Origin of the sequence: Paraburkholderia sp. XV, from assembly GCF_020177535.1 — a bacterium.
GTDB classification, from domain to species: domain Bacteria; phylum Pseudomonadota; class Gammaproteobacteria; order Burkholderiales; family Burkholderiaceae; genus Paraburkholderia; species Paraburkholderia caribensis.
This window is the reverse complement of sequence record NZ_JAGUUD010000019.1, coordinates 37,084-50,720: the sequence shown is the minus strand read 5'-3', so window position 1 is coordinate 50,720 and position 13,637 is coordinate 37,084. Positions and strand designations below refer to the sequence as shown.

The window sequence follows — 13,637 nt, the reverse complement described above, 5'->3', positions numbered from 1 at the left end:
CCGTTGCAACCCGACTGCAAACCGCCGCATTCTCACCGTCAGAGCGCACTCCGGCGTGAAGGCTGATACGTGTCACTGGAAGAGGGTGATGTTTTCGCGCAGCCACTCCGACAATGAACGCGGAGGTTTGCCCGTCAATTTCTCGAAAGTCGTCGTGGTCTCCGCGAGTGCAGATTCACGAAAAAGCCTGTCCAGGCCAAGAAGCAGGTCAACGACCAGCGGCGGCTGGCCACTCGCGAGCAAGGCCTCGCGATGCTCCGTGGGCGACCGGTCGTTGTAGACGACACGGCGTCCGAGCAGTCGGGACAACTCCTCAGCAACCTGCTGCATCGTCCAGTTCTGCGGCCCGCTCAGGTGATACGCCCGCTGCGAACCGTCGGAAACGTCTTCGAGCAAAGCAATACGCGCCGCTTCAGCAACATCTCGCGTATCGATGAAGTTGACGGCTCCATGTCCCGCTGCACCGGCCCAATTGCCCGCTGCAACCGGCGCGCCGGCGCGCTTGAGCACGTCGGCGAAGGTCGTCGGTCTGAGCGCGGTCGAGGCCACCGGCTGGCAAGCCAGATGTGCTTCGATCTTCATGTGCCAGGCGAATGGGTTGAGATGCGTTGCGGGTCCCATGGCGGACAGCTTGACGATGTGGCGTACCCCCGCAGCGACGGCAGCATCAATGAGCGCTATTTCATTCTCCACCTGCGTGGCGGATGTGCCGTGCGCCACGAAGACCTTGTCGACCCCGGCAAGTGCGCCGGTGAGCGTGGCAGGTTGGTCGAAGTCCACCGTCGCGACGGTGACGTTCGGCGCAAACTGCGCGGTAGTGCTTTGTCGAGTGAGAGCGACGACATCGACGGGATCGGTGCCCAATCGGTCGATCAGCGTATTGCCGACGCGGCCGGTCGCGCCTGCCACGGCTATGCGCATAGGGCGCGATGAATGGGCTGTCTGATTGAGCATGTCGACTCCTCGATGTATGATGGAACGATCAGTCCAAGAATGATGGAACAATCGTTCCAGCTTGTCAACGGGAAGATTTATGAGTGGGAAACCCCAATACGACGAGGCCGCCGTCATCGCTGCAGCAATCGACGTTTTCTGGCGTCACGGCTATGCGACGGCGTCCATCAATGACCTCACGGAAGCCACCGGCCTGTCGCGCTCCAGCCTGTACCAGCGGTTCGGCGACAAGGACGGCCTGTTCCGCGATGCGCTGGCCGTCTACACCGAGCGCGTGCTACGGCGGATGAGCGCAGCCCGCGCGGACTCAGCGCGGGGAAGCGTGGCAGCCATACTGAGGGAATTCTTGCCAACGCCGGCAGCGTCGCGACGGCCGGCCGGCTGCCTGTTGTCGCGAAGCACTGCCGAACTGCTGGATCTTGCAGCGGCAGGAAGGACGACAACACTTGCTGGCGTCGCGCGGCAGCGCGAGATCTTCGCGGATCTCCTGCGGGCAGGCGTGGCGAACGGCGAGGTTGCACCGGAGACCGATGTGGACGCCTTTGCCTGGTACTATCTCGGCGTCTTGCAGGCCGTTTTGAATCTTCCACAGGCGGGCGCATCGCGCGAAGCGCTTGGCAGCATCATCGACATTGCCATGTCCGCGTGGCCAGCGCGGACAGACACGGATCGCGCGACAATGGAAATGCGGAAATGCTCGGACGGAGAACTGTCCAGCGAGAACTAGTCATTCGGCTAAGTCTCAGCGACTGCCTATCGCCGAGCCTGCGATGAAACCGCGATGCCTGGAGTGGATCTTGATGAACGCTGCAATCACTCATCCCTCCATCATTGATACGCAGTGAAGCCATTCACGTGCAATAACTGCCCGTTATCACGGCATCACGCTCGCGACGACAGGTCATCGGCGGAAGTGGCCGCCGCCGAGACTGGCCGCGAGTTGCGGCTGACATCCGCTCCTAACCCGCAATCATCGATGCTCGCCCGAAAGGAGAACAACCGATGAGCCGGCCGGATTTCATCAAACACTGAAATGAACTCGAAGAGCCGGATGCCCCTTACTATCATGCGGATACCGAGCCAATGGCGCTAGCGTCCAGATGCAAAACGGCGCAGCGTGCATCACCTTCACGCTGCTCCTCGTCTCGAAGGTCGAACCGTGGCTTGAACTAGGTCAGCAAGCCGCCGTCGACCGTCAGTATTGTGCCAGTGACATGCCGTGCCGCCGGGCTTGCAAGGAACGTGACGGCTGCGGCGAGGTCTGCCGGTGCAGCGAACCTTCCCAGCGGCGTAAGGCCGCGTTGGAACTCCGCGCTTTCACCATTGGCCGGGTTCATCTCGGTATCAGTCGAACCCGGTTGAACCAGATTGGCTGTGATGTTCCTTGAACCCAGCTCCTGAGCGAGCCCGCGCGTAAACGATTGCAGCGCTGACTTGGTCATGTAGTAGACCGTTCCGGGCATGCCCACGATGCGATCAGCCCCGGCAGAGCCTATTGTGATCACACGTCCGCCGGATCCGAGGTGAGGAATGGCTGCCTGTGTCGCCAGAATGGGGCCGCGGACGTTGACCGCTAGCAGAGCGTCGATGTCCGCCACACTGAAGTCGGCGATCGTGTTGTAGCGGGCAATAGCGGCGTTGTTCACGAGGATGTCGAGACCGCCCAGCATGTCGCTGGTGAACTCGCCATCGCGTCTATGCATGACGTTCATTAGGCATCCGATCGGCCGCTGGTATGGCCGCGGTACCGCTGAAAACAAGGGGCAGCATACGATCAATCTCGCCGCACTCGCGCAGGTGCTACGCGCGCGGATTCGATCGTCGGATCGAGCGAGCGCCCGTTTCCGAAGCAGCGATGTTCCCGCATGGAGCGCCGCACCACGTACATCATCCCCGCAGTGGTGCATGGCTGGCGTTACAAGGAGACAACACAGATTTTATTGAAGTTTCGTTCGATGATGTCGATAACAGATTCAGCGTTTCCACACTTTTGCCGGCATCCGTATGCCAACGTCCAGCGCCTGGAGGAGCAAGCGTGAATGCACCAGCTGAACTACCCATCCAGCAATCCAGACGAGGCGGGATGGCTGAACTGATGCAATCGGTCCGCAGGATCTCGGGCGACAAGATCGCAGACATCGATCTCATCAACCGCGAGGCCACCTACCTCGCGATCAACGCGCTGATCGAGGCGGCCCGCGCCGGCGAAGCCGGCCGCGGCTTCGCGGTCGTCGCAAAGCAGGTGAAGGATGTGTCGGGCCGGATCAGCGCGCTGACGGGCGAACTCGGCAAGGAATTGGCCGCCATCAGCCAACGGATGGTCACCGAGTTCGAGCGGCAAAGGGGACAGCGACTGGCCGATCTGGCGCTCAACATGATCGACGTGATCGATCGCAACCTCTACGAGCGCTCGTGCGACGTCCGGTGGTGGGCAACCGACGCGGCGGTTGTCGACTGCGCCGCGACGCCTTCGGCGGAAAGCGCCGGTTACGCGGCACAGCGCCTCGCCGTGATTCTTGCAAGCTACACCGTCTACCTCGACATCTGGGTGCTCGACACGGCCGGGAACATCCTCGCGAACGGCCGTTCCGGCACCTACCAGGTTGCCGGCTCGTCCGATGCCGCGAATGCCGGCTGGTTTCGGGCGGCGATGGCCACGCGCTCCGGCGAGGAGTATGTGACCGCAGACGTCGCCGTCTCCGGACAGCTTGCCGGCGCTGAAGTCGCGACCTATGCGACAGCGATTCGCGAAGCCGGGCGCTCCGACGGACGGGTGGTGGGCGTGCTCGCCGTGTTCTTCGACTGGGCCCGGCAGGCGGGCACGGTCGTCCGGAACGTGCGGCTTACCGACGATGAACGAAGCCGCACGCGGTGCATGATCGTCGACGCAAACGGGCGCGTGCTGGCCGATTCGTCCGGCGACAGCCGCAAGGACGGCCACTTCGCGCTTCCGCAGGATCGACATGCGACGGGCACGTTCAAGAGCACGGGCGGCGCGCTCGTGGGCTACGCATTGACGCCCGGCTACGAGAGCTATGAGGGAATGGGCTGGTATGGCGTGATCGAGCAACAGGCCGTCGCCGGACACGACCGTTGAACAAGTCGACGTACGTCGCCTTGGACGTATCGCTACTCGACAACGAATTCTGAACAGCGTGATCGAGCAGGACCATCGTCACATCCAAGCAAGGGCAGTTCGATATCTCGAAGCTCGGCCTCGAGGGTGCGGCTGCGCCCGCCGTATGGAATACCGTCCAGTCTTATCGATAAGGTTAGACGGCGTGACGCCACACTGCGTTCGGATTTTTCGAACAAGTTTGCAACTTTGAGTTAGCCACAAGCAGGCCGGGTAGCGGCACACTCCTGCTACACCCGTCGGACTGCGAGGTAGCCGCCGGTCCTGCGACGCCTCCCTTGTTCCGCAACTCCTTTATCAGTTGCAGCGAAACCCTCCAGTGACTACACCACATCCATCACGAAACACGTTCGATACTGTCATGGCCCCCGTCTATGCGCCTGCACCGTTGATACCCGTGCGCGCGCAAGGCTCGCTCGTCTGGGACGAAGAGGGCCGGGACTACGTCGACCTGACGAGCGGCATCGCCGTTTGCGCTCTCGGTCATGCGCATCCGACGCTGGTCGAAACGCTAACCAGACAGGCTGAACAGCTATGGCATGTGAGCAACGTCTTCACGAACATCCCCGCACTCAAACTTGCATTGCGTCTGACCGAGGCGACTTTCGCGGAAAACGCCTTCTTCGCGAATTCCGGTGCAGAAGCAAACGAGGCCGCGCTCAAGCTTGCCCGACGCGTGGCAATCGACCGGTTTGGAACGGAGGCGAGGAAGACCAGGATTATTTCCTTCGAGCAATCGTTCCACGGGCGCACGCTATTTACCGTCAGCGTCGGCGGCCAGCCGAAATACTCGGACGGATTCGGCCCGCTGCCCGGCGACATCTCGCATATCCGATTTAACGATATCGACGCAGCGCTGGTTGCAATTGACGATCGGACCTGCGCGGTGATCGTGGAGCCGGTCCAGGGCGAAGGCGGCGTCATTCCGGCAACGCCCGACTTCCTGCGATGCCTGCGCGATGCCTGCACCAGGCACAACGCGCTTCTCATCTTCGATGAAGTGCAGACGGGCATTGGACGCACCGGCTCGCTCTTCGCGTATATGGACGCCGGCGTGACGCCGGATATCCTCACGGCAGCCAAAGCCCTCGGCAACGGTTTCCCGATCGGCGCGGTGCTCACCACCGCGGAGATCGGCAAGCACTTCTCCGTGGGAACGCACGGCTCGACGTATGGCGGAAATCCTTTGGCTACCGCCGTTGCGGACCGTGTTGTCGAACTCATCAACACCCCACAGGTTCTCGACGGCGTGTGCCAACGTAGCGCTCACATCTTTGCGAGCCTGCGCTCGATCAATTCCCGCACCGGTGTGTTCCGCGAGCTTCGAGGCGCCGGATTACTGATCGGCGCGGAGTTGAGCGACGCGTATCAGGGACGCTCGAAAGACATCATGACAGCCGCGCTCGAACACGGCGTCATGATTCTGAATGCGGGTCCGAACGTCTTGCGATTCGCGCCGGCGCTCAACATTCCGTACGAATGTCTTGACGAAGGGTTGGCACGTTTGGAGCGCGCAATCGACTCGTTCAGTTCCGAGTGACTTGCACCAGACTTTGCGAGGCGAGGCTCTGCGTTCAGAGCCCTTATCGCCTGCTATTGCACTGGCTCACGCGCGTTTCAAAAACCTCTCCACGAGTCGCACGAAGTAAGTCGACCCCACGGGAAGCAACCGGTCGTTGAAGTCATAACTCGCGTTGTGTAACAGGCACGGCCCTGCTCCATGCCCCACGCTGCGATGGTCGCCGCCGCCATTACCGATAAACGCGTAGCAACCCGGCTTTGCACGCAGCATGAACGAGAAGTCTTCGGCAGCCATCGTGGGTTGAATCGCCGCGTCGACGGCCTCATCACCGACGACTTCACGCATGACTTCGACTGCCAGCGCGGTCTGTTCAGGATCGTTGACGGTCGGCGGGTAGTTCCGGTTGAATTCGATCTCACTGCGACAGCCAAGACCAGACGCAATCGCCGCGACGATGGCCCGCATGCGGCTCTCGATGAGGTCAAGCGTCTCTTCCGAAAACGTGCGCACCGTGCCGCCCAGCCACGCGTCGGTCGGCACAACGTTCTGCGCTTCACCCGCGTGAATCTGCGTCACCGACAAGGCTGCCGCATCGACAGGATTCTTGTTGCGAGTCAGGATGCTCTGCAATGCGCTGACAATCTGCGCCACCGCAAACACCGGGTCTTCACCAAGATGTGGCATCGCGCCGTGGCATCCCGCGCCCGTCACCGTAATCCTGAAGAGACTCGTCGATGCCATGATCGCACCAGGGCGCACACCGAAGTGTCCCTCCGGAATGCCCGGCCAGTTGTGCACGCCGAAAACGGCATCGACAGGAAAGCGCTCGAACAGACCGTCGTCGATCATCGCCTGCGCGCCTGCGCCTTCTTCCTCGGCAGGCTGAAAAATGAAATGCACGGTGCCGTCGAAATCGACCGACTTCGCGAGATATCTTGCGGCGCCAAGCAGCATGGTCGTGTGACCGTCGTGCCCGCATGCATGCATTGCGCCCTGCACGGTGGAGCGATGCGCGAACTCGTTGGCTTCCTGCATGGGCAGCGCGTCCATGTCCGCGCGAAGTCCGATTGCGCGAGTGCTGTTCCCGCGCTTCAGCGTCGCAACGAGGCCCGTTTTGCCAACCCCGCGAACAACAGGCAAGCCCCACTCTTCCAGCTTGCTGGCGACGAGATCCGCCGTCCGGTTCACGTTGTATCCCAGTTCCGGGTGCGCATGGATGTCACGACGGACGGCAGTCATCTCCTCCGAGAATGCCTGGATTTCGGCAATAGCGTTCATAGTCACTTGATAGGAGTTTCTCGCTGGCAATCGACGCCGGCGTCAGATTGCACAGCTCATAGCGCGCGTTGCACCGCTGCGTTTGCGCAGGCGGTGCCGGTCGCCTAGATGTGGAACAGTTGCGCGACGACGGTCGCACCGAGGAACGTGCCTGCATTGGCAACGAACGAAACAAGGACGATGCGCCACCCCAACCGGCGGAAAGCGGGCAAGTCTTTTGCAATCGAGAGACCCGCGAAGGCCAGCATCGGCGTGGTCACGCCAAGAAAATCGTTCCGCGCGCTCAGCTCAGCCAACTGTGCGCCCCAAGGGCACCAGGGAGACGTCGCGTACATCGCCGCAAACGAGACCCAGCACACCGCAGGAATCTTGCGGCCAGTCAGCGTGGAAAGCGCGTCGCCAACGACGACAGCCAGCAGCATGAGCAACATCCCAGGCAGCCCCGCCAGCGGCGTCGTACCGTGCGCCATCCAGTCGCATACCAGTGCAAACACGGCGGTGACGACCCATGCCAGCACTTTGCCGCCATAGCTGAGATGCGGCGCTTCCGTTTGCACATCGCCCAGTTTCGGTCCGCTGGCTTCTGCCGCTTCGGGCGCGTTCGAGGCACTGGTCGTGCGGCCAATCAGCGGCTCGAGAATGCGGTAGCCGAACAATGCCATCGGCAGCGAAATGAATAACGTGAAGTACGTGCCCACCGTCGTCGTAATCAGATTGCTCGCAGCCGCAAACGTCAGCACCGATTTGGCGACCTCAGGCGTCTGCTGCGCAGCGATAGCGCCCGATGCCGCTGCCATCATGCTGCCCGAGCCGACGCCCGAACCCATCGCGAGTGCAAGCGGGTCGAAAATATTCAGACTCGCGACGAAGCCCGCAAATATGGCGATAAAGACCGCGCCGAAGATGGTTCCAGTGAGGTATTCCGCCAGCACGCCACGCCCTTCGGCCGAGTCCATCCCGTACTTCTCGCCGATGATGGCGAGACTAGGCTCACGGCCGACCGAGAAGGTGGCGCCGATGGCTTCGCGCTTGATACCGAGCAGAAGTGCGAGCGGCAACCCAAGCAGGATCGTGCCGACAAAATGCCCCAGCTCCTGGAAGGCGAGCGCCCAACCCGCAGACGCCAGCTTGGGTAGCGCGCTCCCAATCATCAACCCCAGTTTCGCAATGAACAGCAGCAACGCAGGCTGCAGGATGGCCGCGGCGTAAAACTGCGTTTTCACGTCGAGGCGCGCGGCACTGTTCGATCGCGCACTGGCCACGCCGATTGCGGCACCGAGCAGAAGCGCCCAGATCATCGGCAAGAGGACCACCTTGCCCGGGCCGATCTTGAACGTGAAAGATCCGATCAGCTCGGCAAGCAGAATCACGCCCGCAGCGAAGACAAGTAGCTTGGCCGTGCGCATGCCTTGGCCGTCGGATGAGTGCATTGCTATGCTATTCATTTGGTCAGGTCTCCCCAGAGTGACGATCCTCCCCGAAAGAACGGGGAGGATACCTTGCCGATTAAAGGTAGCCGAAGGCCGTGGGCGGTTCCTTCGCGGTTTCGACCCAGACGCTCTTCGTCTGCGTGTATTCGTAGAGCGCTTCGACGCCGCTCGAACGACCGTAACCACTCAAACCGAAGCCGCCAAACGGCGACGCCACGTTGATGGTCTTGTAGCCATTCACCCAGAAAGTGCCGGCATTGACTTGCGCCGCCACGCGATGCGAGCGCGCGACGTCGGTGGTCCACACTGCGCCGGCCAGGCCGAACTCGGTATCGTTGGCAATCGCGATGGCTTCGTCTTCCGTGTCGAACGGAATCGCTGCCACCACCGGCCCGAAGATTTCTTCACGGGCAACGGCCATATCGTTGGTGACGTTCGACAGCACCGTCGGCGAAACAAAGTAGCCCGCGTTCGAGCGCTCCTGCGAACCCGATGCGAGCGTTGCGCCTGCCGCCACGCCCTTGTCGATCATCGACATGACATGCTCGTACTGCCTGTGGTTATTGATCGGGCCCACCTCGGTGCTGTCGTCGAGCGGCTGGCCCACCTTGATTTTCCTGGCGCCCGTGGCGACCATCGCGACGAATTCGTCGTAGACGCTACGTTGCACCAGCAGACGCGAACCCGCCACGCAGCTTTGACCAGCACCGGCGAAGATGGCTGCCTGCGCGGTCAGTGCCGCGCGCTTCAGGTCCGCGTCGCCGAAGATGATGTTGGCCGACTTGCCGCCCAGTTCGAGCACGCACGGCAGCACACGCTTCGCGGCCGCCTCGGCGATCCGTGCGCCCGTCGCCGGCGAGCCGACGAACACCACTTTCTTGATCGCCTTGTGCGCGATAGCCGACTGCGCGACCGTCTGTCCGAGACCTGCGAGCACGTTCACGAGGCCCTTCGGCGCACCCGCGCGCTCGCACAGCAGGCCGATGACGATAGAGCTGGTCGGCGTGAGTTCGGACGGCTTGAGCAGCACCGCGTTACCCATCGAAATGGCGGGTGCGACCTGCCAGCCGCACGTGAACACGGGCGCATTCCACGGCGTGATCTGCAGCACGGTGCCAGCCGGCTCGCGGCGCGTGTAGTTCAGATGCGAGGTCGGCACGGGAATCACTTCGCCGTAGAACTTGTCGGCCCAGCCGCCGTAGTACTCGAACATCTCGGCGACTTTCGCGACTTCGCCGCGGCAATCGCGGATCGGCTTGCCCGAACCGAGTGACTCGAGCCGCGCGAGGGCTTCCGCTTCCGCGCGCACCTGGCGGGCGATCTCGAACATCACGCGACCGCGCGCCGCATGCGTTAGCGCCCACCACTGTTTCTGCGCGCGCACGGCTGCCGCGGCAGCCTGTTCGACCACGGCCGCGCCGCCATCTTTGTAGGCGATGCTCTTCTCGCCTGTCGCGGCATCGAAGAGTTGAATCGTTTCACCCGCGCCTTCCACCAGCTCGCCACCGACATACGAACCGATGGTCTTTGCTTGCGGGAAGAAATGCTGAAACGCTACGAGAAGGTCTTCTGCGTTATTGCTCATCTGGAAATGGCTCCGGATATCTGGCGATTACTGTTTGTCGATGAACTGGACGATGCGGTTGAAGTCTTCCGCATCGCCGATGCTGTCCGCGCTCGCCGCCCACAAGCGGCCCGCTTCCTTCGCGATCGGCGCGGTAGCGTCCGCGCTATCGAGTAGCGCCATCGCAAGGCGCACGTCCTTTCTCATCAGCTTCATCGTGAATCCGGAGTCGAACTTGCCGTTGAAGATCCATGTCGGATAGTTCGTCAGCGTTGCACTGTTCTTGCCCGAGCCGCCGTTGAGCGCCTCCACCAGCTTTTGCGGGTCGACGCCGTTCGCTTCGGCGGCGCGCACGGCTTCGCTCGCGGCCAGAAGGTGAACGCCCGTCAACATGTTGTTGATGATCTTGGTCACGTGACCCGCGCCGACCGGGCCGACGTGGACGCGTTTCGCGCTCATCACGGCGAGGATCGGCTCGACGGCTGCGACGTCTGCGTCGGAGCCGCCCAGAACCATCGTCATTGTGGCCGTCGCGGCACCTTTAGGTCCGCCGCTGACGGGACCGTCGACGAACCCCACCTTGCGTTCAGCAAGCACCGCTGCCACCTTGCGCGTGCTGCCCGGCTCCGCGGTAGTCGTGTCCACAACAATCAGGCCCGGCTTCGCGCTCGCGGCGACGCCGCCTTCACCGAGCACGACCTGCTCGACGATATCGGATGTCGGCAGGGACAGAATCAGCACGTCGGCATCACGGGTGATATCAGAGATGGAAGCACGCGCCTGAACGCCGTCTTCCTGCAACTTGTCGGCAACGCCGGGCGCGGCGTCGAAGCCGAGCACGTTGAAACCGCCGCGCTTGAGCGAGAGCGCCATCCCGCGCCCCATATTGCCCAGACCGATTACACCAACCGTCTTCATGTTTCTAGCTCCAGGTCTCTTGATTTCGCAGTTCATATCGTGGCTGCCGCTCCACGTTTTTCGACTGCCTAGGTTCCATACTGGACTTTCGAAAACCTATAATCAATAAACGCCAATTTGCAAAGCGTTCTAATAATTCGAACGGTGATTTCTCATGGCAGAGGGTCTGACGGAGAGCAGGATTGTCTATTTCTACGAAGCCGTACGATTCGGCAGCATTCGCGCGGCGGCCGACTGGCTGAACGTCGCGCCGTCGGCGGTGAGCAGACAGATCGGGTTACTGGAGCGTGAACTCGATGCCGCGCTGGTCGAGCGGCATGCGCGCGGGGTGAAACCGACGGAGGCCGGGCAGTACGTGATCGAGTACTACCGCGAGCAGATGGCGCACAAGGAAGACCTCATCAGCCGCTTGCAGGAACTGCGCGGCTTGCGCACGGGGCATGTCAACGTCGTGCTCGGCGAGGGTTTTGTGTCCGACATGCTGGGGGGCCCGATGCAGCAGTTTTGCAAACAGTATCCGGGCATCAAGGTCAATCTCGACCTCGCCGGAACGAACGAGGTCATGCGCAAGATCACCGAGGACGAGGGTGATATCGGGCTAGTCTATAACCCGCCGCCCGAGCCCAAGATCGTCGCGCGCGCATCGCGCATGCAACCACTGATGGCGATCGTTGGCCCCGGCTTTCCTCGTGCGCAACGTGAAAAGGCTATGACTGTGCGAGAGCTGGCGTCTTTTCCGCTGGCGGCAGCGCATCCCTCCTTCGGTACCAGGCAGATGCTCGAGGCCGTGGAGTTTGCCGAAAAGATACGCCTGGATCCGATCGTCACGACCAACTCGATATCCATCCTCAAGCAGTTCGTCAAATCGGGGCTGGGCATTGCGTGTTTGCCGGCGTTTTCCGTCTCGACTGAACTGGACGCGGGGGAACTCTTCGCGATTCCGATTGATCATCCGTTGCTTATCAACGCGGAGGCGCAGCTCGTGACACGCGTCGGCCGAAAGCTGTCCGTCGCCTCGAACCGACTACTCCAGCTGATGCATTCGCAGATGCGCGCATTTCGTTAGACAACAAGTTCTCACGTTTGAAGTGCAATACCCTGATTGATATGAGGTGTTGCCGTGAAAAAGCACTGTCAACAACTCCAGCCTGAAGAGCGACTAACGATTGTCAGCCAGCATCTGCAGGGGCGCTACGCTTCAGTGCCGGCCCCGGCACCAGCACCGGCGGTAAGCGCGGCGCAACGTTGGCTGGCAGACGCCCCGCCTGGCTCGATCCGCAAGGGGTTACATGGCGCATCGTCCTCACGCTGCTGGACTGGAAATGGTCGCCTCAGCAGATATCCCGTAGCCTTGGAAAATCCAACGTATGCTTGGCGGCCGAACATGTCCCCACCCTGTCCCAGGAGGCCGTTCGTCACGCTGAAGCCGTTCTCCACAACAAATATTGCTTTCAGGCCACCACCGAGGTCCTCGGTACCACAAAGTCCTCAGCGGCTTCCACCGGACGGTCGCTTGCTATTTCTTGCCGTCCGCCCAAGACCACGCAGGCCGGTCGAGCAAGTGCTGACCAGGAATTGTGGTTTCAGAGAACACTTTCTCCAAGATAATCGGGTTGCAGTCCTCGTCCTCCTCAAGAGCTGCGGCAAGGCGCGTCGAGTGCGAGACTACCCACAGCTGCGAGTTCCGAGCCGCCCGTCGAATCAATCGTCCCAGCGCCATGGTGAGGTCCGGATGAAGGCTCGCCTCTGGTTCGTTGAGAACCATAAGTTCTGGGGGACGCGGCGTAAGCAACGCTGCACACAACAGCAGATATCGCAACGTTCCATCGGAAAGCTCAGCTGCCCCGAGGGGCCGCAAAAGCCCCTCCTGATGAAACCGTAAATAGAAAAAGCCGCCAGGCTGAGACTCGATTTCGACCCACGCGCCCGGAAAAGCATCATTCACGGCTTCGTCGAGTGCCTCACGGTCTCCAATTTCACGAATCGTCTGCCATGCTGCGGCGAGGTCGCGTCCATCGTGGTCGAGGACAAGCGTTCGAGTGCCAATTTGCTGCTGCCGCGCAAGAGAGTCGGCGTCCACGCGAAAGTGGTCATAGAATCTCCATCCGCGTATGGCCTCGCGAACCGAAAAAACCTCCGGACTGAGCTTGTCTCTTCCGACTTCAGAAAACAGGCTTTCATACCGAGGCAGTTGGTGCGTCAAGACATCCCAACCTTGGTCGAGTCTGCGGCGAACCACGCTACCGTCTCGGTCGACAAGAAGGCTTGCTGGCCGCAAGACCGGGCCCGCCCAGATGGACTCCCGCTTGAACTCCGGGTCAAGTGCGAAAGATGAAGGCGTATCACGGTCTTCGTTTCCAGCGGGTGTGACCAATCCCATACTGACCGCGTAACCGAACTCCTCACCGGCAAAGCCGAGCTTGAGACGCGATGCCGGGGTCCCTTTTGCTCGATGCTGCACCGGTATTTCCCCCCGGCGCATGCGGCCAGAACGGTCTTCGGGGCCGGCCCATACCACAGAGTTCAGACCGCCCTCGCGCGCAAGCGGAGCAATGATGCCGTCCTGCGCCGTGCTGGCCAGAAGACGTAGCGCTCGATATATGTTCGACTTTCCGCTGCCGTTCGGGCCAGTGATGAGGTTGAGTCTCGTCAACGGGATGACCAACTCTCTTATCGAACGATAGTTGTTGATTGCAAGTGTGTTCAACATATGACGTTAGCGCGTTGTGAATGTTACCGTCTGTGGAGCCTCTCTGCCTTGAGCAATGTCCTTGCACGTGGTTTGCATCGGCACCGCCAGGAACACGGGGCGACGGCGGCGCAAGTGCGCAGCAA

The 13,637-nt window shown here is 61.5% G+C and carries 11 protein-coding genes and 1 pseudogene; 4 read left to right on the top strand and 8 right to left on the bottom strand.

Going from position 1 to position 13,637, the window contains the following annotated elements; genetic code table 11:
* Positions 1–72 precede the first annotated feature (72 nt).
* Positions 73–954, bottom strand: a complete 882-nt coding sequence (locus KFO72_RS12765; protein ID WP_225032266.1) for an NmrA family NAD(P)-binding protein — start codon at positions 952–954, stop codon at positions 73–75.
* Between the two features lie 79 nt (positions 955–1,033).
* On the opposite strand from KFO72_RS12765, the gene KFO72_RS12760 reads away from it, so the two are divergent.
* Complete coding sequence (locus KFO72_RS12760; protein ID WP_225032265.1) at positions 1,034–1,681, top strand: TetR/AcrR family transcriptional regulator; 648 nt, start codon at positions 1,034–1,036, stop codon at positions 1,679–1,681.
* 442 nt (positions 1,682–2,123) lie between these two features.
* Here the strand turns inward: KFO72_RS12760 and KFO72_RS12755 are convergent, their stop codons facing one another.
* Complete coding sequence (locus KFO72_RS12755; RefSeq protein ID WP_225032264.1) at positions 2,124–2,666, bottom strand: SDR family NAD(P)-dependent oxidoreductase; 543 nt, start codon at positions 2,664–2,666, stop codon at positions 2,124–2,126.
* A 371-nt stretch (positions 2,667–3,037) separates the two neighbouring features.
* Here KFO72_RS12755 and KFO72_RS42085 point away from each other — a divergent pair, with 371 nt between their 5' ends.
* Positions 3,038–4,051 (top strand): cache domain-containing protein, encoded by a 1,014-nt coding sequence (locus KFO72_RS42085; protein WP_060609629.1) that lies wholly within the window; start codon positions 3,038–3,040, stop codon positions 4,049–4,051.
* Positions 4,052–4,409: 358 nt separating this feature from the next.
* Positions 4,410–5,630 (top strand): acetylornithine/succinyldiaminopimelate transaminase, encoded by a 1,221-nt coding sequence (locus KFO72_RS12745; protein ID WP_062917509.1) that lies wholly within the window; start codon positions 4,410–4,412, stop codon positions 5,628–5,630.
* 66 nt (positions 5,631–5,696) lie between these two features.
* On the opposite strand, the gene KFO72_RS12740 is transcribed toward KFO72_RS12745, so the two are convergent.
* The 4 genes from KFO72_RS12740 to KFO72_RS12725 form a co-directional block, all read right to left on the bottom strand.
* Entirely contained in the window at positions 5,697–6,890 is a 1,194-nt protein-coding gene (locus KFO72_RS12740) for a M20 aminoacylase family protein (protein WP_062917508.1), read from the bottom strand.
* Positions 6,891–6,994: 104 nt separating this feature from the next.
* Complete coding sequence (locus KFO72_RS12735; protein WP_224101322.1) at positions 6,995–8,320, bottom strand: DUF3100 domain-containing protein; 1,326 nt, start codon at positions 8,318–8,320, stop codon at positions 6,995–6,997.
* A 76-nt stretch (positions 8,321–8,396) separates the two neighbouring features.
* Positions 8,397–9,905 (bottom strand): aldehyde dehydrogenase family protein, encoded by a 1,509-nt coding sequence (locus KFO72_RS12730; RefSeq protein ID WP_225032263.1) that lies wholly within the window; start codon positions 9,903–9,905, stop codon positions 8,397–8,399.
* Between the two features lie 27 nt (positions 9,906–9,932).
* Positions 9,933–10,802: an NAD(P)-dependent oxidoreductase gene (locus tag KFO72_RS12725; protein ID WP_225032262.1), complete on the bottom strand. Its 870-nt coding sequence runs from the start codon at positions 10,800–10,802 to the stop codon at positions 9,933–9,935.
* A gap of 154 nt (positions 10,803–10,956) precedes the next feature.
* Between KFO72_RS12725 and KFO72_RS12720 the strand changes: the two genes are divergently transcribed.
* Positions 10,957–11,868: a LysR family transcriptional regulator gene (locus tag KFO72_RS12720; RefSeq protein WP_042270472.1), complete on the top strand. Its 912-nt coding sequence runs from the start codon at positions 10,957–10,959 to the stop codon at positions 11,866–11,868.
* A 281-nt stretch (positions 11,869–12,149) separates the two neighbouring features.
* On the opposite strand, the pseudogene KFO72_RS12715 reads toward KFO72_RS12720, so the two are convergent.
* A pseudogene (locus tag KFO72_RS12715) lies at positions 12,150–12,290 on the bottom strand (porin); the annotation flags it as partial.
* 28 nt (positions 12,291–12,318) lie between these two features.
* On the bottom strand, positions 12,319–13,512 hold the full coding sequence (locus tag KFO72_RS12710) for an AAA family ATPase (RefSeq protein ID WP_060609616.1): 1,194 nt from the start codon (positions 13,510–13,512) through the stop codon (positions 12,319–12,321).
* Positions 13,513–13,637 lie beyond the last annotated feature (125 nt).

Excerpts from the sequence above, each read along its gene's own strand:
- KFO72_RS12765 (WP_225032266.1), bottom strand. The coding sequence starts at position 954 with ATGCTCAATCAGACAGCCCATTCATCGCGCCCTATGCGCATAGCCGTG.
- KFO72_RS12760 (WP_225032265.1), top strand. The coding sequence starts at position 1,034 with ATGAGTGGGAAACCCCAATACGACGAGGCCGCCGTCATCGCTGCAGCA.
- KFO72_RS12755 (WP_225032264.1), bottom strand. The coding sequence starts at position 2,666 with ATGAACGTCATGCATAGACGCGATGGCGAGTTCACCAGCGACATGCTG.
- KFO72_RS42085 (WP_060609629.1), top strand. The coding sequence starts at position 3,038 with ATGGCTGAACTGATGCAATCGGTCCGCAGGATCTCGGGCGACAAGATC.
- KFO72_RS12740 (WP_062917508.1), bottom strand. The coding sequence starts at position 6,890 with ATGAACGCTATTGCCGAAATCCAGGCATTCTCGGAGGAGATGACTGCC.
- KFO72_RS12735 (WP_224101322.1), bottom strand. The coding sequence starts at position 8,320 with ATGCACTCATCCGACGGCCAAGGCATGCGCACGGCCAAGCTACTTGTC.
- KFO72_RS12730 (WP_225032263.1), bottom strand. The coding sequence starts at position 9,905 with ATGAGCAATAACGCAGAAGACCTTCTCGTAGCGTTTCAGCATTTCTTC.
- KFO72_RS12725 (WP_225032262.1), bottom strand. The coding sequence starts at position 10,802 with ATGAAGACGGTTGGTGTAATCGGTCTGGGCAATATGGGGCGCGGGATG.
- KFO72_RS12720 (WP_042270472.1), top strand. The coding sequence starts at position 10,957 with ATGGCAGAGGGTCTGACGGAGAGCAGGATTGTCTATTTCTACGAAGCC.
- KFO72_RS12710 (WP_060609616.1), bottom strand. The coding sequence starts at position 13,512 with ATGTTGAACACACTTGCAATCAACAACTATCGTTCGATAAGAGAGTTG.